Origin of the sequence: Pedobacter sp. HDW13, from assembly GCF_011303555.1 — a bacterium.
Taxonomy (GTDB): domain Bacteria; phylum Bacteroidota; class Bacteroidia; order Sphingobacteriales; family Sphingobacteriaceae; genus Pedobacter.
Map to the genome: position 1 here is coordinate 2,499,590 of NZ_CP049868.1, position 17,611 is coordinate 2,517,200.

Genomic DNA, 17,611 nt, shown 5'->3' on the forward strand with positions numbered 1-17,611 from the left:
GATGATGAATTCTCTTCCGTTTGTTTACCTGATCCCAATTTTTCTGATCGCCCTCTATTTCATATTGAAGAAAAAGAAAGTGGCGATAGAGCCCTTAACCGATGTCGACAAAAAAATACTTGACGAATATGTAGACTATTACCATAATCTCGACTCGACGGATAAACTGAGGTTCGAAGAAAAGGTTGCTACTTTTTTCAGTACGGTTAAAATTGAGCCTGTTGGCCTGGAAATGACCACGCTCGATGAGTTGTTGATCGCCTCTAGTGCAGTGATCCCGATTTTTGGTTTCGACGACTGGCAATACAAGAATTTAACCAGCGTTTTATTATATCCCGATACCTTTAACAAGGATTTTCAGTTTGAAGGGGGAGAACGAAATATTATGGGCATGGTAGGTACAGGCTATATGAACGGACAGATGATTTTATCGAGATCTGCACTACGCCATGGGTTTTCTAAAAGTGCAGGAAAAGAAAATACCGCTATCCACGAATTTGTTCACCTTTTAGATAAATCGGATGGTGCAACCGATGGTGTGCCAGAGAATTTAATAGCACACGAATACACCTTGCCGTGGATTAAAATGATGCACGAGGAAATTGAAAAGATTGAAGATAATAAATCGGATATTAATCCTTATGCTACCACCAACGAGGCCGAATTTTTTGCGGTAGTTTCAGAATATTTTTTCGAAAAACCCGAGCAGCTAAAAGATAAACACCCCGAATTGTACTGTCAGTTAAGCCGTATTTTTGCCCAGCAACCAGCCGGATAGTTTTAACAATAAGAAAGAATGAAAATATTCATCACACTTCTCTGCAGTTTGGCATCACTTGGTGTATGGGCGCAAAAAACGTACTCGCTTAAGCAAAATTATCCTACCGGTAACAAGTATAACTTTTCGTTTATTTCAGATCAGATTATTAACCAGAAAATCAGCGGCAGGAGTATCAATTTAACGCAAGCCATAGGTACCGATTACACTTTTGATATTACCGAAGGGCATAATGGCGATAAAGATATAAAAGTAACCTACAACAGGTTATTTATGAAATCGACTGCAATGGGAAATACCATGAACCTGGATTCGGACGAAGCAGATAGCACAAAGAAAGGACCGTTTGCAGGTTTAAAAGGGGCATCTTTTTACATGACAGTGGCCTCAAACGGTGCAATTAAAACTGTTGCAGGTATTGACAGGATGCTGGATAATGTGGCTGGGAAAATGACCACTGATACCGCTAAGTTGAAGGCCATCAAAAACGCATTGGGTAAGCAATTTAGTGCCGAGGTGGTTAAACAAACCATGGAATCTTCCTTTAAAATTTATCCCGAAAAACCGATTAAAATTGGAGATAGCTGGACGGTTGATACCAAACTGCAAATGAGCATGCCGATTGAAACCATTACCCAATATATTTTAAAAGAGGTGAATGATGGCGTTGCGATATTGATTGTAAAAGGCACTTTAATTTCGAAGGGAAGTTTTGAGGTGATGGGCAACAAGATGGAAACCGATTTAAAAGGCACTAATTCTGGAGAAACAGCCGTCGATTTAAAAACTGGAATTGTATTAAACAGTCATCTGCGCATTGAGCTCTATGGCAAAATGAAATCGATGGGGCAGGATATCGATTTTGAAATGCAGGGCATTAATAAAATTGTAGGGAAAGAGATTAATTAGTTGAATTTTAACCCTTATAGGTTTAAACAACCTATAAGGGCTGGTAAAAGATTATAAACTACCCGTTAAAGCCACCATAAATTCTGTCGGAATTTCGATGTGCGGAATATGGCCACAGGCATCGAATTCAATAATTTTGGCGCCAATAATTTTAGCTGCGGTTTGTTTACCTAACAATCTGTACTGGCCATGTATCGACTGCTGATCGGGCGAAAGCAAACCCTTACCTACAATGGTTTTATCTTCTTTACCAATAAACAGCACTGTTGGTACTTTAAGGTTCTGAAATTCGTAAACCACCGGTTGCTCATAAATCATGGTAAATGTCATGGCTGCCACTTTAGCCCAGCGTGCATAATCGGCACTTAGTGTAACCCCTCCGGCAACGCCCACCAGATATTCGTATTCTGGTTTCCAGTAAGTAAAATAAGAGCCCTGATAATATTTACGTACACTTTCTGCCGTAGTTTTAAGTTCTGTTTGGTATTGTTGTTCAGTCGTTACATAAGGTACAAAGGTTTTATAATCTTCGAGACCAATCGGGTTTTCGAGTAAAAGTTTTTCCGTTTTTTCGGGAAACATTAATGCAAAGCGTGTGGCCAGCATGCCGCCCATACTATGCCCCAAAACTACCGTTTTCTGAACGCCAAGGGTATCCAGCAACCTACTGTTCCACGTGGCCATCTGGTGAAAACTATAATGGATAAAAGGCTTTGATGATTTACCAAAACCAATCTGATCAGGTACTATAACGCGGTAACCAATTTGGGTTAAGGCTTTAATTACCTCGGTCCAATAATAACCACCAAAGTTTTTACCGTGAAAAAGAATGGCCGTTTTGCCGTTGGCAGCCTGCGTAGGCTGAATATCCATATAGGCCATTTTAATATCCTGGCCTTCGGTGTTTATCGGGAAATATTTTACGGGGTAGGGGTATTTTACGCTTTCTAAAGTGATAGATAGCGTATCAATCTTTTGTGCTTTAACCTGGCTAAAAACGAATAGTGAGAGGGCAAATAAAAAGAAAAACTTCTTCATGGATTGGGTATTGATATAAAAACTAAACTAATTGGCCCAAGTTATACTTTTGCCAATTAGTTAGCTTAAAAATCATGCCCTTTTTACATTGTCACGAATTAGATGTAAGTGCTATGACGATTCAAATTAATCTTTGAGCATCTGTTTTAAATATTTTACAGGCATTGCAATGGTTGTTTCATCTGATAAACTCCCAGAAATTTTATCGATTTTAACTTTGTCTATCTTAATCTCTGATTTTTCAAAAGTATTAATCGTTAAGTTTTCTATATTTTTATTTTCCTTCTCCTCGCTCTCAATATTTACGGATGAGTTTTTACAGATAATATTTAAATTCTTGTAATTGTTGTTTCCTGAATTAAATGTCGCACTATCCAAATTGATGTTTAAATTTTTAATTTCAGTTTGGTTAATTACCCTGTTAATCTTCCCATTTGAACTAAATGTTATAGGTGAACCAAATGTTAGCAGCCCTGAATTTTTAATATTAATACTTAAACTATCTGTTTTTGCAGTTAAAGTCAGGTTCGCAGAGTTATTCAGGTTAAGTTTATCAACGTTAGGGCTATATATCAAGATGACTACTTCATATCGATGACTAACTGATTTGCTCTCCTTGCTATCAAAATTGATCTGCAATATACCTTCGCTATTTACGCTTACATTGATGTTCTCTTTCATGTCGGCAGGTATCTTTACGCCAGTTACTGTACTTTTAATAAAGTGAAGTTCAAGGCCATTTCTTTGTGCATCTGGAATATTAACAGCGTTGAATGAACTTTTGATTGGAATCGAAATTTTATCCTGACTCACCTTGTCAAAAGGTTCCGCATTTATAACCTGTTCTTCTACAAAGTCATTACCTGTTGAGGGGCGGTAATTCATTTTAACATTTACGGCCACAACAATTATTGGGATAATAATTAGCAGAGCTGCAAGGGTGATCAGTAATTTATTACTTGTTTTCATTGTTTTAGGCGTTAAAGTTTTCTTTTACAAACGTTTTGTATTGGTTTTCCAGTTCATCAAAACCAATGTTGAGCAGGTAAATATTCCTGAAAACGCTTGGTAGCTCATCTGTTATAAACTGTTGTTTGCGATAGCTTTTTACATGCTCAGCAGCAGCTTCGTCTACAAAAAAACCTATACCTCTTTTATTGTTGATGATGTTTTTATTTTGCAGCAACTCGTAAGTGCGCATTACTGTATTGGGGTTTACTTCCATTTCTACAGCCAGTTCCCGCACCGAAGGAACTTTCTCGTCGGCTTTCCATTTTCCTAACAAAATATGTTCACAAACATACTCCGCTATTTGAAGGTATATTGCCTTGTTATCTCTAAATTCCATATCTATACCTTTTTTAAATTAAACTTCTTTTTCTTTAAGGCGAACATAAGCGATCAGCCAAATGATCAGGCTAAGTGTAACAGATGACCAGAAAAATATAGTGAACACAAAATCCTTTTCCATGAGATTAGAATTATATATGCGGCTTTTACCCGCCGTTATCCAACTTCCAAACTTGATGGTCAAGAAAATGATGAAAGAAAATAAAGCGGTTACCGACACAGCAGTTTTAATGTAATGAAAGCGGTTAAAGTAGATAGAGCCAAGCAGAAAAATACTCGAGAAGAAAAAAGGAAGTGCAAATAAAAATTTGAATTCGCTTTCCGAAGTTAAATCGTCAAACAACGTACTAAAAGAAACCGCAGTTAGTTTACCCGTATTGTAATTAGTGGCTTTATTGTTCTGCCATAGCTCATTAATGTAGTTTAAAAACAGTGAATCAATTACATAGAAAATGAGCAGGTAACTTATTAAACTTAGAATTGCTGTAAAAAGGAATGCAACAATAAACTTCTCGCTAGCAGAGGCTGGGGTCATTAACTCCATAATTGCCTTTGGCTTTTGACCGAATGCACTAAAATAGGCGCTAGCCTCTATGGTTAAAAACAGAAAACCGATAGCAATAAAAGTAGGTAGGCGAAAACCCAGTTGAACATGGCCATGATCATCCCATCTATAAAGAGATCGGTTGAAATCCGGAATGTTAAAAAAATAAAACCCAATTATAATGCCGGCTAATACCACCAGACTCATCAAATAAATTTTTCCAAATTCAAGCCATTGCCTTTTAAGCAATAAGCCAAATCGATTCATATTAAAAGTGTTGTTCATGGTTTAGCTGAATAAAGGTTTAAATTTGGTTTTCTCGGCAAGGATGGCGTTAAATAGCAATTCCATATCCAGTTTGCTTTCTTCGTGATGATAGTTTGGCATTACAGCATTGTAACCCGATAAGGAAGGCTCTGCGTAAAAAATGCTCTCATCTAGTTCTTTTACTTTTTTAAAAGTGAGCTTTGTTGTAATTTCTTCTACCGATGCTTTTAGGGCAACATCGTTTTCATCAAGCATAATTATTGTATCGATTAAGTTATCCAGATCCCGTACCTGGTGAGTAGAAATGATGATGCAGCGTTCATCGGTTAATGCAGAAGCCATAATTTTTCTAAACTGTGCCTTGGATGGAATATCCAACCCGTTGGTTGGCTCATCCATAATTACCAGTTTGGCTTGCGTAGCCAGGCCGAAAGCAATGATGAATTTTTTCTTTTGACCATAACTCATGTCGATCAGTTTATTGCTTACTGGAATATCGAACTCCTTTAAAAGGGTGGCCAAATACTGGTGGTCGAAGTTGGGGTAAAAAGGTGCATTGGCTTTGAGGTAAGAATCGATTTTTACCGGGGGTAAATAAAATTCTTCGGGTATAAAACAAATTTGCGACAACAATGCAGGCTGTCTTTTGGCGGGATTAAATCCCATTACTTCCAGTTTGCCTCCTTGTGCGTAAACCAAACCAGCCAGGTTTTTGAGTAGCGTTGATTTACCTGCACCGTTTTTTCCAAGCAAACCATAAATATGACCATTGCTTAAGCGCATGCTCATATTTTTAAATAATGGCTTATGCTTGCTGTAGCCAAAATTCAGATTGTTAATTTCGATCATATCTACTGTATTAGTTAAATAATACACTAAGGTATGATTGATTCTTTAATTCACCAAATTTTTGTAGAAAAAAGTTTAGCGTTCAGCGAAAGGCGATTTTTTTATGAGTCGAATTAAACGTCCTAAGCTCTTCGCTCTCCGCCATAGGAAGGTAAAATCTCCTTTTAATAAGTGATGTACTAAAACATCCTTAAGCTGTAGGTTGTATGTTTGTGGTATATGCAAAGAGCAGTACGTTACCGACTTATTTTCCTTTGCGGAAAACTTTGTGTTCTTTGCGGTAAAATAACCCAAGATGATGTCAAAATTATTTTCTCCCTTTAAAATAAAGGATGTAACCTTAAAAAATAGAATTGTTATTTCTCCAATGTGCCAGTATTCTGCTGTTGATGGTTTTGCTAACGACTGGCATCTGGTACATCTGGGAAGTCGTGCGGTAGGTGGTGCCGGCTTAATTATCCAGGAAGCTTCTGCCGTAACGGCCGACGGCCGGATTACTTACGCCGACTTAGGCATCTGGAAAGATGAGCATATCGAAAAATTAAAACAGATCGTTTCCTTTATTCACGATAACGGAGCCATTGCTGGCATTCAATTAGCACATGCCGGCAGGAAAGCCAGTTGCGAACTACCCTGGAACGGTGGCGAGCAGATTGCCGAAGGCGAAAATAGCTGGCAACCCGTTGCGCCATCGCCCATTTCTTTTAAACCAGGTCAGGTGGTGCCACATGAGTTGAGCATTAAAGAAATCCAGGATATTGTTTTTGCCTTCAGGGCCGCCGCAAAACGCGCCTTAGCTGCAGGTTATAAAGTTGTAGAAATACATGCAGCACATGGATACCTGTTGCACGAATTTTTTAGTCCATTGAGTAATAAACGCAGCGATGTGTACGGCGGGAGTTTTGAAAATCGGATTCGTTTGGTGATTGATGTTGTAGAGGCTGTACAGTCGGTTTGGCCGGCAGAGCTACCTTTGTTTGTACGGATTTCAGCTACCGACTGGACCGAAGGCGGCTGGAATGAAAACGATTCGCTGCAACTGACAGCAGTTTTAAAAGACCGTGGAGTAGATCTGATCGATGTTTCTTCTGGCGGAAATGTACCTGATGCCTTTATTCCGGCCGGACCAAATTACCAGGTTCCCTTTGCCGATAAAATCCGGAATGAGATTGGTATTTATACCGGTGCTGTGGGTGTGATCGTAGATGCACATCAGGCTGAAGAAATTTTGCAGGAAGGAAAGGCAGATTTAATTTTTATTGCCCGCGAATCGTTACGCGATGCTTATTTCCCAACACATGCGGCACAGGTTCTTGGCGATGATATTGAATGGCCAAACCAGTATGTTAGGGCAAAAAGAGAAACGTTAAAGAAATAGTTTGGTACGCTTAAAATAAATGAGATTCGTCATTGCGAGATGGCTTTTTCAGCCGTCGAAGCTTGCCTGCAGCAGATACCCAATCTTACAACGATCGCTATTAGCGTATGCTTTAGGACTGCTTCGTGCAGCAATGACGAATTTTCTATTTAGATCAGTCAATGATAAAGATCAGATTTTTGGCAAAAACATTGGATTGCTGATAACAGACCTTTTTAAGAACCGTCATTTCGAGCGGAGTGCAACGTAGTCGAGAAATCTGCTTAAAGATCTTTCCCCGCCTGTACGGGCAGGCATTTCGTTGCGCTTCAGTCGAGATGACGAATCTCTAATCTATCATTAATAGCTTGTCGAAGGACCTATCGAAATGCTTTTGAAGGCGTTTCGACAGGCTCAACGTGACAAAATTTTATTATTTAACCACAGTAAAAGGGATATAAAGTCCGAAAGTGATATTTCTTCCAGTATTGTATACGCCTAAACTAGGATTTTCCTGATCAAAACGACCTGGTTTAAACCTGCTTAAAGCATCGTAATATTTCTGATTTAAAAGGTTGTTTGCCGAAACAGATAATTTAACGGGTTGTTTGCCCAGATTAAAGGTTGCGCCAATACCTGCGTTTAACAAAGTATAGCCACTGGTTGGCGTTTCGAAAACTTCATCAACACGCGTTTGCTTAAATGCCGAATTAATACCTACTGAAAGGTAAGCGTCATTTGTGCCTTTTAATTTAGGTTCGAAGCGTAGCTCGTTCCTTAATGTTCCTGCCGGGATAAACGAAAGTGGTTTATCTAAAGTGTTATTTTGGGCATGTACGTATCCAAATGTATTTTCGAAGTGGATAAATGGAACTGGATGTATAGTTAAACTTGCCTCAGTACCATAGAGGTTGGCATTTACCTGTCCGTAACGGTAAACCGCAAAATCGGTTCCATCAACATCTCTTATTTCGCCATTGTTTGCCGCATAAATGTAATTATGGATGTAATTGTTGTAGACACTTACACTTGCACTCACAATTTTTCCTTCATATTCTAAAGCAGCATCTACCTGATAGCTGCGCTCGGGGCTCAAATTCGAATTGCCGATTTCGTATCTGAAAGTTCCTTCATGAACACCATTCGAGCCTAATTCGGCTGGGTTTGGTGCACGGAATGCCGAACCAGCATTGGCTTTAAAGTTCAGCTCATCGTTAAACTGGTGGGTAAAACCTAAAGCACCACTTACATTCGAAAACTTATTTTTGAAAGGCGCAAAAAGTTCTTCGCCATCATCAAATAACTGTTTGCCATTGTTTTTTCTAAAATCATAACGTGCTCCGATGCTAAATGTGCTGTTTTCCCAATTTTTCTTAGCATAAGCAAAAACGCCTAATCCAAAAGTGTCGTAAGCAGGAATTAAAAACTCAGTTCCCTTGTTCTGGCTGTGTGCATCATCTATACTTAGACCGAAAACAGGTTGCCATCCGTTAGTTTCATGGATATAATATTTCAAATCTGCATTGTAAGTTTTAAGGTCGAAAAATAATGCAGGATCTGGTCCGTCCAGTTCGCGGCGTTGGTTTTGCTGATAGCCAAAATCGGCCTTTAAATTACCGTTACCTAAAACAAAATTGTTATTTAAGGCAATTTTGAAATGCCTGATATCCTGACGTGGGTAATCTAAAGTACGGCTTTTGTAATCGCTGTTGGTAAAAGCACTTCCGTCTTCTTTAACAAAATTTCCGTTGTCATCTAAAGCAGGCTCGTAAAAACCAATGTTGTTGCGGAAATTCGAAACGTTTAAGTGTGTATAACCCCAGCTTTTGTTTAAGCCTACCATTCCGCTTAAATCGGTTTCGTTAAAGCCCGAATTAGGGAAATATCCGGTAGGTGTTTTAAAGGAATATGCGTTTTTATATGTTCCACGCGCTCTCCAAACAAAACCGTTTTCGTTACCGTTTAACATTAGCGAGTTTGCAGTAAGGCCGTTATTGGTCGAGTAATTGGTAATAAACTCACCTTTAACCTGACCTTCGGGTGCGGTACTGGGCTCTAATAAATTAATTACACCGCCAAGTGCATCAGAACCATACATTAAAGATGCTGCGCCGCGTAAAATCTCTACACGGTCTGATTTGAACTGGTCGATTTCGATGCCATGTTCATCGCCCCATTGTTGTCCTTGCTGTTTAATTCCGTCATCTAAAGTTACAATGCGGTTATAACCTAAACCTCTGATCACAGGTTTAGAAATAGAAGGACCTGTGGTAATTTGCGATACGCCAGGGATTTTGGTGAGGGCATCTATTAAATTAGTCGATGGCTGCAAAAGCAGGTCTTTACCTACAACTGCCGATGAGGCACTGTTTCTTTTACTGGTACTACTGATCAAACTTCCGGTAATTATAATTTCTTTGGTTTCGATAGCGGTTGGCTGCAGCGAAAACTGGAGACCTGCACCCGTTGAAAGATTAACCATTTGTGTAGCCGTTTTGTAGCCCACGTAATGAACCTCAACCAAATAAGTGCCTTTCGTAGGGAGGTTTTTAAGTGTAAAAGCACCATCGTTGTTAGTTACGGCAGTAACCTTTAAATCGGGTATAAAAATAGTGGCACCCGGTAATGTTTGTTTGGTACTGGCATCAATAACCTGACCTGTTATATCTTTTAGTGCCGAAGCAAAGGCAGTATTGCCCAATAAGGTATATAGAATTACTAAGCCAATTAGCTGTAATTTTTTCATGATAATGTATCGTAAATAAGCATGATAGAAAGCCTAAAGCCATAGCGCTAACCTGGCTAGTTTAGTCTTTCGTATAAATAATGTTAATATAGGCACGCGAATGGTGCATTGGAAGAAAAAATTAAGCTGTTGGTGGGCCACGTAAGCTTGAGCGCTTTACTTCGGTAAAGGCATTTTTTAAGGTAGGCTCAGTAGGGTTAAAAATCTTTGCACATAAAAAGATCCTGTAAATGTGGTGTGCAGACACATAGTTTTTCTCAAAACTTGCATTACAGATTAAGCAGGTATCTCCATGAGCCTGCAGGTGGCTAACATGTTTACAGTTAATTTCTTTTTCTATAACCGGAACAGGCCTATGGCTGTGGAGTACGCTCCAGGGTGTTAAAGCAATGGCGAAAACAACCAGCATAAATGCCGATAAATATTTTTTGATATTTTGCCTGTGCTTTTTCAACGCTTCAAAAGTAGCAAATACTATTCATTATTGTATAATGCATTGGTAACATTGCTTTTATAGTACATTCGACTGTATTTCTTGCGTAAAGTTTAAGGTATATGCTTTGGTTATAGCTTATTCCCAGTAGGTTTGGCGTCTGGAATCAGTAACTTTGACATTGATGATTAACAATACTTTGAAATTTCTTAAGAAAAACCTCCTAAACGCTGCGTTAGTGTTGTTGCTACTGGTTGTGATCTTTGTACCCGATGCCAAAGCTTTTTTAATTAAAGGTTTGATGGAGATTGGCTTTTACAAACCCGAAATAGAAACACCTATTGCCCCGGACATGAGCCTGAGCGGTATCCGATTTAAGGATGCGAAAGGTAATCTGGTTGACTTGGGCGATTTAAAAGGTAAAGTCATCTTCCTTAATTTTTGGGCAACCTGGTGTCCGCCCTGCCGTGCTGAAATGCCATCAGTTAATAAATTGTATAAACAGTTTAAAGACGATAAAAATGTGGTATTCATTTTTGCAGATGCCGATGGCGACCTTGGTAAATCTACCCGCTTTATGGCTGACCGCAAATACGAAATGCCGGTTTATAAGGTGGAAAGCAATGTTCCTGAAGAAATATTTTCGGGTGTGCTACCTACTACCATCATATTCGATAAACAAGGCCGTCTTTCTTTGCGCCACGAAGGTGCAGCAGATTATGCAGATAAAAAAATCGTAGATTTCCTGAATAAACTTAGCCGTTCAAATTAATCAGGCAATGCTTAATTATATTCTGATGGTAAAATGATATTTGCATTTTTGATATACGTAGTTAACTACATATATTTGAAGTAAAATTTTATACTATGCAAAATGAACTTAAAATAGAGCGGTTAAACAATCAAAATTGTGAACAAATTATTGGCTTAATTTTACCCATTCAGCAAATCGAATTTAATGTAGATATTGATTTGGCGGCACAACCCGATTTGTTAGATATTGAAACTAATTACGATGCTACTGGTGGTGCGTTTTGGGGAGCCTGGCTAGATGGTGAGCTTATTGGTACCATTGCCTTAATCGCAGTACCCGAACACCATTCGGGCGCCATTAGAAAAATGTTTGTGAAAAAAGAATTTAGAGGTAAAGCACTGGGACTGGCGCAGGTCTTGCTGGAAACCCTCATTGCCTATAGCCGGAAAAATGACCTGAAAGAATTATATTTAGGTACTAAAGATATTTTACAGGCTGCTTGTCGTTTTTACGAACGCAATGGATTTGCACAAGTTGACATGGAAAAGCTACCTTCGTATTTCCCACGGATGGCTGTTGATAATGTTTTCTACAGCCTGGATTTAAAACCTGCTTAAATGGAACAAAATGTAATTGATGCTTCAGGTTTATTGGCCATTTCTACGCGGTTACAGCGGTTGAGTGATCAAATCCGTAAAGACGGCTTGCTGATATATAAAGCCTTTGGCATCGATTTTCAGCCCAAATGGTTTCCGGTTTTGTACACATTATATAAAAAATCGAGCATGACTGTGGTACTGCTTTCAGAAGAAATTGGTTATGCCCATCCATCAACCATCAGTTTGTTAAAAGAGCTGGAGAAAGAAAAACTAATCTGCTCCAAAAAAGATAAAACAGATACCCGTAAGCGATTGGTAGAGCTTACAGAAAAAGGGCAAACGCTGCTATCTGCCATGGAACCGGTGTGGGAAGTCATTATTAAAGCAACAGCCGAAATTACCAATACCCAAAATAACCTGATGGCAGCCATAAATGAAGTTGAGGCGGGTTTAAAGAAAAAAAGCTTTTTACAAAGAGCTGAGGTTTATATGAAGAATGATTGAATGAATGGGGATTGAGTGTGTGAATTTTGAATGAGGTTAATCAATCATTTTGTTATTTTTGCCCTCATGATTTCATTTTTCGAAGCTTCGCTGAAGCAACTTTCCATCCATCATACAGGCAACAAACTGCTTGAAGAATATTACAAGCTTTCTGATGCACCTTTAAAAATTGATGATGAGGTATTGGGCAATCTGTTGATGCAGTATTTTTTAAAGCCTTTCGAAAAGGTAAATGAAGTTTATCACTTTTATCATCCCAATGATAATCTGGAATTGAACGAAGTATTCCACTTTGTGCATGAAATTTTCGAAAACAATGAACTTTTTCATGAAGATTCGCAGCAGCTGGCAAAACATTTATACGATGTAGCCAACCACCCCAAAATTAAATCGGGTGAGTTGTATGTGGCTTATTTTGAAAAGGTACAGATTGAAGGTGAACAGCTAGAGGTAGTGGGTATATTTAAATCGGAGAACAAAGATACTTACCTGAAAGTTTACCCCGAGCTGGATGGCTTTAATGTAAGTTATGAGCAGGAAGCCATTAGCATTAACAAACTGGATAAAGGCTGTTTGATTTTTAATGTGGAGCGGGAGCAAGGCTACAAAGTTGTAGTGTTGGATCAATCGAAAAGCAGCAACGATTCTGCAGTATATTGGAAAGATGAATTTCTGAAACTGAAGATCAGGAACGACAGTTATAACCAAACCAATAATGTTTTAGGCGTTTACAAGAACTTTGTTACCCAGAAACTGGATGATGACTACGAAATTAGCAAGGCAGATAAAATTGACCTGTTAAACCGCTCAATGAAATATTTCAAAGAAAAGGAAACTTTTGATATTGAAGAATTCGGTAATGAGGTAATTGGTAATGCCGAAGGAATTGAGTCGTTTAAAAATTATAAGAAAAATTACGAAGAAGAGTACGAAAGCCCAATTGCCGACCATTTTGAAATTGCTGAATCGGCGGTTAAAAAACAGGCTCGTGCCTACAAAAGTGTTTTAAAACTCGATAAAAACTTCCACATCTATATTCATGGCAATAAAGACATGATCGAAAAAGGGTACGATGATGATAAATCGATGAATTTTTACAAGGTGTATTTTAGGGAAGAGGAGTAGTTTTTAGTCAAGATTCTGTAGTCTTTAGTGGGGAGTATTCTAGCAATCGTCGGGTTCGAACTCAAGACTTTGAACTCACGACTAAATCCTTTGCTGTGCTTTTAAAGCCAGGTATTGGTTAATCACGTTTACCGTTAGTTTTTGTGGTGGGGTAAGAATGGCTAAAATACCGTGCGTATTCAACTCCTTAACCATGAGTTTTTTCTCGTAAATAAACTTTTCTGCAATGGTTTTGTGATAAATCCCTTCAACGTCTTTAGCTGGTTCGCTGCTTAAGGCTTTTAGTTCGGTGTTTTCAAAAAACACGACTACCAATAAGTGATATTTTGAAATCCGCTTTAAATAGGGGAGTTGCCTTTGCAATGCCGATAAGCTTTCGAAATTGGTGAAAAATACCAATAACCCGCGTTGTTTTACTACCGAACGTACAGTGGCGTATAAGGCTTCCAGATTGTTTTCTAAATATCTGGTTTTTTCTTTGTAAAGCACGTTCATGATGGTGCCAAGCTGTGCTGATTTCCTGTCGGCAGGTACAACGGCACCAATATTTTCTGATACGGTAATTAATCCGGCCTTATCTTCTTTGAGCATGGCCACTTTAGCCAGGGCAACAGCAGCATTGATGGCATAATCGAGCAGGCTTAAGCCCTCAAAAGGCATTTTCATTACGCGCGATTTATCTATAATGCAATAAATATTCTGCGACCGCTCATCAGTGTAGGTATTCACCATCAGGCTGCTTTTCCGGGCTGTAGCTTTCCAGTTAATGGTGCGGATATCATCGCCCCCAACATAGTTTTTAATCTGATCGAATTCGCTGCTATGACCAACCTTTCTAATCTTTTTGATGCCAAAAGCTGTTAAATGATGCGAAACAGCCATGAGTTCGTACTGCCCCAGATTAATAAAAGAGGGGTAAACAGGTAAAATTTTGGCGCCATCAAAGTTATAGCGGCGATTGATTAAACGTAAGGGAGAACTGATATATGTTCTGATAAAACCAAAATTGTATTCGCCACGCTTGGTTGGCCGCAGATTATAGTGGATCGATTTAATCTCGGCCGGCTTAATATGCAATCTGAAATCTTTATCACGCAGTTGAAACTGAAAAGGAACTTCGTCAATTACCCTTGCGTTTATGCCAAAACCATAGCGGTTTCTGATTTCTATCTGAATTGGATTTTCGTCGCCATTGCTTAACCGCTTCGAAGTAAATCTTTTGGCATCGATACCCTCGCTTACACGGTAGAGGATAAAAACATCAATCAAAAAGAGTATCAACAGTACGCCGATGGCTATTTCGGGTATGTCGCCCAGCCAGGCAAAAAAGAATTTCAGTAAAAAAAGCACAACACAAAACCCAATCGCAGTAAAAAGGCGGTCGGTTAAGAATAAATTGATGTAATATTGCTGAAAGAGTTTTTTCAATGTTGTTTAATCGGTTAATTGTTGAAACTTGTTAACTGACTTCGGACTCCCGACTATCTCGGTACTTCAATTTTTTTAATAATCTGGTTTACAATATCGCTGGTGGTTAAACCTTCCATTTCTTTTTCGGGCGATAACAATATGCGATGTGCCAATACCGGCCCTGCAACGGCAATAATATCATCAGGCGTTACAAAATCGCGGTCTTGAATCGCGGCAAAGGCTTTAGCACTATGTACGATTGCCAGCGATGCACGTGGCGAAGCACCCAGATAAAGCGAAGGATTGTTGCGTGTTTCGTGCACAATTTTGGCAATAAACTCTAGTAATTTAGGCTCAACAAACAAATTACGGATAATAGCCCTGGCCTGCTGGATCTGTGCTACAGAAAGTACAGGTTTCACTTCATTTAGTAAAGTTTTATTTACCAGGGTATGCTGTGCCGCTAATATGGCGGTTTCCTCTTCAAGCGAAGGGTATTTTACTTCTATTTTAAAGAGAAAACGGTCTAACTGTGCCTCTGGTAAGCGGTAGGTACCTTCCTGTTCAATTGGGTTTTGAGTAGCGAGCACCATAAAAGGCTCATCCATTAAATAGGTTTCGCCATCAATCGTTACCTGGCGTTCTTCCATCACCTCGAATAAAGCCGATTGGGTTTTGGCAGGGGCACGGTTAATTTCATCAACCAGAATAATGTTGCCAAAAATAGGGCCTTTCCTGAATTCGAAATCGCCGGTTTTGGTGTTGAAAATCGGTGTTCCCAAAACATCAGATGGCATTAAATCGGGTGTAAACTGCACCCTCGAAAATTGCGCAGCGATAGATTTGGCAAGTAATTTAGCACTAAGCGTTTTGGCCACGCCGGGTACACCTTCTATTAAAATATGTCCATCGGCAAGCAAACCGACAATTAAGAAATCAATAACCTGTTTTTGTCCGATAATGACATTTCCAAGTACGTTTCTGATCTGGTTTACCGCTTCATTTAATGCGCTTAAATCTGTACGTGGGTTAAACTGTTCTTGTTCCATTGCTATGTGTATATTTATAAAACTGTTCTATGCTTTCGTTTAAGCTGATCAACTCATGGTCGCTTAATTCGTTCATTTGGGGTATCTGGATAAAATAGCGGGTTAATGTTTTAGCCAAAGCCTCATTAATGCCGGTCTTATCGATTAATAACTGCGTAAATTCCTGATTAATTTCAGTTGTTTTAAGGAAATACCTGCTGCGGAGGTACTCCATAAAATAATTGATTTTTTTCAGCGCTATATCGTGGTTGTTGCGTTCCTGATAATATAAACTGCCAACTACATACGTAAATGCCAGCGAAGAATTTGTGTTTGGATCGGCTAAGGGAATAATCCTTTGCCTGCGTTTAATTTCAAACAGCACAAAAACGAGCAGGCTGAAGATAGCCAGGTAGTAGGCAAATTTTAGTTCTGGATGCTTAAAAAACACCCCTAATATATCAGTTGTTGTGTTTTTTTGTCCGGTAAAATACTCGTCGAAAATGATGGATTTATTACCCTGTAAATAGCTTAATGTTTTGGCCGCATATTCTGCTCCATATTTATCAAGCAAATTGAAATTGGTGTAAAAACCAGGCTCGGCAATTAGATATAGAAAGCCCTTACCATAAGGGTAGCGGATAAAATTTGGCTGGCCATTGCCGTTTATTCCCAAAACGGTTACTTTGGTAGAATCGGTTCGGCTAAAAAACTGCGCGCCAATACCTCTTTCGAAACCATAGCTTGCATCTGTTTTAAAATTGGGGTGTGTAAAGTTTAGCGTATTGCCTGCGGCATTTAAAGAAGTGCCTGTTTTTAACTTCAGCTCTTTTTCCATTTTACCAAAATCATAACTGGCAATAAAAACATCATTGCCGGCCTGCATGTATTTGATGAGTTCTGCTAAATCATACTTGCTGATATCTGCCTGCTGGGCTACAATTAAATAAGCTGTTTTGTTAAAGTGCTTCGATTTCAGTGTGTTGTAAACGGCCAGCTGCGAAGTTTTAACACTGGCATTAGGCAGAATGTCTTTTATCTGGTTGTATAAAATGTAGGTACCATAGGGTATTTTATCCTTTGCTGCATAGGTGGGCGCCCAATTGGTTGGGGTAGGTTTGTTGTATTGTGCAACCAGATAAGCCACAATTAAAAAGCAACCGATAATTATATATGCTTTATATCCTTTCATCTAATCTGGCTGTTAAAGTGATTAAATGATTGGTTAATTGGTTCGAACCGTGTGGCATCAATAGGGAAATCGCCATACCAGATATAGTCGAACTGAAGTGTAAGTTTGCCAAAATCGTTTTTAAGGGCAGGTTCACGAAGCTCCGTTAAATAATGATAATTGGTTTTTTCGGGCTGCCACTGGATCAATTCCGCATCGCTTAACTTTTTTAAAGCCCTTAAATACAAAAGTCTTACCGCCAGGCGGAATTTTCCTTCGGTAATTAAACGCTGTAATTCCTGCTCATAGTCAATTTCATGGATGTTCTCGGTCAATACATCATAAGGCAGGATGGTTTCTTTGGATTTCCGGCTAAATATGTTTTCCGAACCAATTAACTTAAGTACAATGAATATAACCACGCCAACACCCACGCCGATAAAGATATACCGCGAAATGGGATTACCAGCTGCTCCTTGAAACAAATCGCCTACCATTTGCCAAAACCAGAGCCAAAAGCGGTCCCACCAGGATAGTTGTTGCTGGCCAATTTCATCGTATTGAAATTCTTTTTGTGCTTTATAATTGCTGATCGCTTCTTTATCAAATTTTGCAGGTGTAACCTGGCTATTGGTATCAATGCGCACAACACCAACCACAGACTTAGTTTTGCCAGCCTGTGCTTTGCCAATTACAGGGGCAAAAAACAAGAGAAATATGAGAATGTTTCTGATTAAAACGCGTTGCAT

General features: G+C 39.0%; 18 protein-coding genes. 7 read left to right on the top strand and 11 right to left on the bottom strand.

Annotated features, from left to right (window positions below):
* Position 1 precedes the first annotated feature (1 nt).
* Together G7074_RS10565 and G7074_RS10570 are read left to right on the top strand one after the other, a co-directional pair.
* On the top strand, positions 2-778 hold the full coding sequence (locus G7074_RS10565) for a zinc-dependent peptidase (RefSeq protein ID WP_317125514.1): 777 nt from the start codon (positions 2-4) through the stop codon (positions 776-778).
* A gap of 18 nt (positions 779-796) precedes the next feature.
* On the top strand, positions 797-1,687 hold the full coding sequence (locus tag G7074_RS10570; RefSeq protein WP_124558221.1) for a DUF6263 family protein: 891 nt from the start codon (positions 797-799) through the stop codon (positions 1,685-1,687).
* A gap of 51 nt (positions 1,688-1,738) precedes the next feature.
* Here G7074_RS10570 and G7074_RS10575 read toward each other — a convergent pair whose 3' ends face one another.
* The 5 genes from G7074_RS10575 to G7074_RS10595 form a co-directional block, all read right to left on the bottom strand.
* Positions 1,739-2,725 carry an alpha/beta fold hydrolase gene (locus G7074_RS10575; RefSeq protein ID WP_124558220.1) on the bottom strand — a complete coding sequence of 329 codons (987 nt, stop codon included), beginning with the start codon at positions 2,723-2,725 and terminating at the stop codon, positions 1,739-1,741.
* A 126-nt stretch (positions 2,726-2,851) separates the two neighbouring features.
* Entirely contained in the window at positions 2,852-3,694 is an 843-nt protein-coding gene (locus G7074_RS10580; protein ID WP_124558219.1) for a GIN domain-containing protein, read from the bottom strand.
* Between the two features lie 4 nt (positions 3,695-3,698).
* Positions 3,699-4,073: a GntR family transcriptional regulator gene (locus G7074_RS10585; protein ID WP_166208316.1), complete on the bottom strand. Its 375-nt coding sequence runs from the start codon at positions 4,071-4,073 to the stop codon at positions 3,699-3,701.
* Positions 4,074-4,091: 18 nt separating this feature from the next.
* Entirely contained in the window at positions 4,092-4,904 is an 813-nt protein-coding gene (locus G7074_RS10590; RefSeq protein WP_124558217.1) for a hypothetical protein, read from the bottom strand.
* Positions 4,905-4,907: 3 nt separating this feature from the next.
* Entirely contained in the window at positions 4,908-5,735 is an 828-nt protein-coding gene (locus G7074_RS10595) for an ATP-binding cassette domain-containing protein (protein ID WP_124558216.1), read from the bottom strand.
* Positions 5,736-6,030: 295 nt separating this feature from the next.
* Here G7074_RS10595 and namA point away from each other — a divergent pair, with 295 nt between their 5' ends.
* On the top strand, positions 6,031-7,113 hold the full coding sequence (gene namA / locus G7074_RS10600) for an NADPH dehydrogenase NamA (RefSeq protein ID WP_233603769.1): 1,083 nt from the start codon (positions 6,031-6,033) through the stop codon (positions 7,111-7,113).
* Between the two features lie 412 nt (positions 7,114-7,525).
* On the opposite strand, the gene G7074_RS10605 is transcribed toward namA, so the two are convergent.
* Both G7074_RS10605 and G7074_RS10610 read right to left on the bottom strand, forming a co-directional pair.
* Entirely contained in the window at positions 7,526-9,838 is a 2,313-nt protein-coding gene (locus G7074_RS10605) for a TonB-dependent receptor (RefSeq protein WP_166208319.1), read from the bottom strand.
* 121 nt (positions 9,839-9,959) lie between these two features.
* Complete coding sequence (locus tag G7074_RS10610; RefSeq protein ID WP_166208322.1) at positions 9,960-10,247, bottom strand: hypothetical protein; 288 nt, start codon at positions 10,245-10,247, stop codon at positions 9,960-9,962.
* Positions 10,248-10,470: 223 nt separating this feature from the next.
* On the opposite strand from G7074_RS10610, the gene G7074_RS10615 reads away from it, so the two are divergent.
* The 4 genes from G7074_RS10615 (at position 10,471) to G7074_RS10630 (ending at position 13,253) form a co-directional block, all read left to right on the top strand.
* Positions 10,471-11,043, top strand: coding sequence for a TlpA disulfide reductase family protein (locus G7074_RS10615; protein ID WP_124558260.1), 573 nt, complete (start codon positions 10,471-10,473; stop codon positions 11,041-11,043).
* 95 nt (positions 11,044-11,138) lie between these two features.
* Complete coding sequence (locus G7074_RS10620) at positions 11,139-11,642, top strand: GNAT family N-acetyltransferase (protein ID WP_124558213.1); 504 nt, start codon at positions 11,139-11,141, stop codon at positions 11,640-11,642.
* On the top strand, positions 11,643-12,128 hold the full coding sequence (locus G7074_RS10625) for a MarR family winged helix-turn-helix transcriptional regulator (RefSeq protein WP_124558212.1): 486 nt from the start codon (positions 11,643-11,645) through the stop codon (positions 12,126-12,128).
* Between the two features lie 66 nt (positions 12,129-12,194).
* Positions 12,195-13,253, top strand: a complete 1,059-nt coding sequence (locus G7074_RS10630) for a nucleoid-associated protein (protein WP_124558211.1) — start codon at positions 12,195-12,197, stop codon at positions 13,251-13,253.
* Positions 13,254-13,334: 81 nt separating this feature from the next.
* Here G7074_RS10630 and G7074_RS10635 read toward each other — a convergent pair whose 3' ends face one another.
* The 4 genes from G7074_RS10635 to G7074_RS10650 are packed head-to-tail and all read right to left on the bottom strand — an operon-like array spanning position 13,335 to position 17,611.
* Positions 13,335-14,681: a DUF58 domain-containing protein gene (locus G7074_RS10635; protein ID WP_166208325.1), complete on the bottom strand. Its 1,347-nt coding sequence runs from the start codon at positions 14,679-14,681 to the stop codon at positions 13,335-13,337.
* Between the two features lie 53 nt (positions 14,682-14,734).
* Complete coding sequence (locus tag G7074_RS10640; RefSeq protein WP_124558209.1) at positions 14,735-15,712, bottom strand: MoxR family ATPase; 978 nt, start codon at positions 15,710-15,712, stop codon at positions 14,735-14,737.
* Entirely contained in the window at positions 15,693-16,883 is a 1,191-nt protein-coding gene (locus tag G7074_RS10645) for a DUF4350 domain-containing protein (RefSeq protein ID WP_124558208.1), read from the bottom strand. Before G7074_RS10645 ends, G7074_RS10640 begins: the two co-directional genes overlap by 20 nt.
* Entirely contained in the window at positions 16,880-17,611 is a 732-nt protein-coding gene (locus tag G7074_RS10650) for a DUF4129 domain-containing protein (protein WP_124558207.1), read from the bottom strand. The genes G7074_RS10645 and G7074_RS10650 overlap by 4 nt, the downstream gene beginning before the upstream one ends.

What these genes read in the sequence shown, in the direction of transcription:
- G7074_RS10565 (WP_317125514.1), top strand. Translation starts at nt 2, where the DNA reads ATGATGAATTCTCTTCCGTTTGTTTACCTGATCCCAATTTTTCTGATC.
- G7074_RS10570 (WP_124558221.1), top strand. Translation starts at nt 797, where the DNA reads ATGAAAATATTCATCACACTTCTCTGCAGTTTGGCATCACTTGGTGTA.
- G7074_RS10575 (WP_124558220.1), bottom strand. Translation starts at nt 2,725, where the DNA reads ATGAAGAAGTTTTTCTTTTTATTTGCCCTCTCACTATTCGTTTTTAGC.
- G7074_RS10580 (WP_124558219.1), bottom strand. Translation starts at nt 3,694, where the DNA reads ATGAAAACAAGTAATAAATTACTGATCACCCTTGCAGCTCTGCTAATT.
- G7074_RS10585 (WP_166208316.1), bottom strand. Translation starts at nt 4,073, where the DNA reads ATGGAATTTAGAGATAACAAGGCAATATACCTTCAAATAGCGGAGTAT.
- G7074_RS10590 (WP_124558217.1), bottom strand. Translation starts at nt 4,904, where the DNA reads ATGAACAACACTTTTAATATGAATCGATTTGGCTTATTGCTTAAAAGG.
- G7074_RS10595 (WP_124558216.1), bottom strand. Translation starts at nt 5,735, where the DNA reads ATGATCGAAATTAACAATCTGAATTTTGGCTACAGCAAGCATAAGCCA.
- namA (WP_233603769.1), top strand. Translation starts at nt 6,031, where the DNA reads ATGATGTCAAAATTATTTTCTCCCTTTAAAATAAAGGATGTAACCTTA.
- G7074_RS10605 (WP_166208319.1), bottom strand. Translation starts at nt 9,838, where the DNA reads ATGAAAAAATTACAGCTAATTGGCTTAGTAATTCTATATACCTTATTG.
- G7074_RS10610 (WP_166208322.1), bottom strand. Translation starts at nt 10,247, where the DNA reads ATGCTGGTTGTTTTCGCCATTGCTTTAACACCCTGGAGCGTACTCCAC.
- G7074_RS10620 (WP_124558213.1), top strand. Translation starts at nt 11,139, where the DNA reads ATGCAAAATGAACTTAAAATAGAGCGGTTAAACAATCAAAATTGTGAA.
- G7074_RS10625 (WP_124558212.1), top strand. Translation starts at nt 11,643, where the DNA reads ATGGAACAAAATGTAATTGATGCTTCAGGTTTATTGGCCATTTCTACG.
- G7074_RS10630 (WP_124558211.1), top strand. Translation starts at nt 12,195, where the DNA reads ATGATTTCATTTTTCGAAGCTTCGCTGAAGCAACTTTCCATCCATCAT.
- G7074_RS10640 (WP_124558209.1), bottom strand. Translation starts at nt 15,712, where the DNA reads ATGGAACAAGAACAGTTTAACCCACGTACAGATTTAAGCGCATTAAAT.
- G7074_RS10645 (WP_124558208.1), bottom strand. Translation starts at nt 16,883, where the DNA reads ATGAAAGGATATAAAGCATATATAATTATCGGTTGCTTTTTAATTGTG.
- G7074_RS10650 (WP_124558207.1), bottom strand. Translation starts at nt 17,611, where the DNA reads ATGCAACGCGTTTTAATCAGAAACATTCTCATATTTCTCTTGTTTTTT.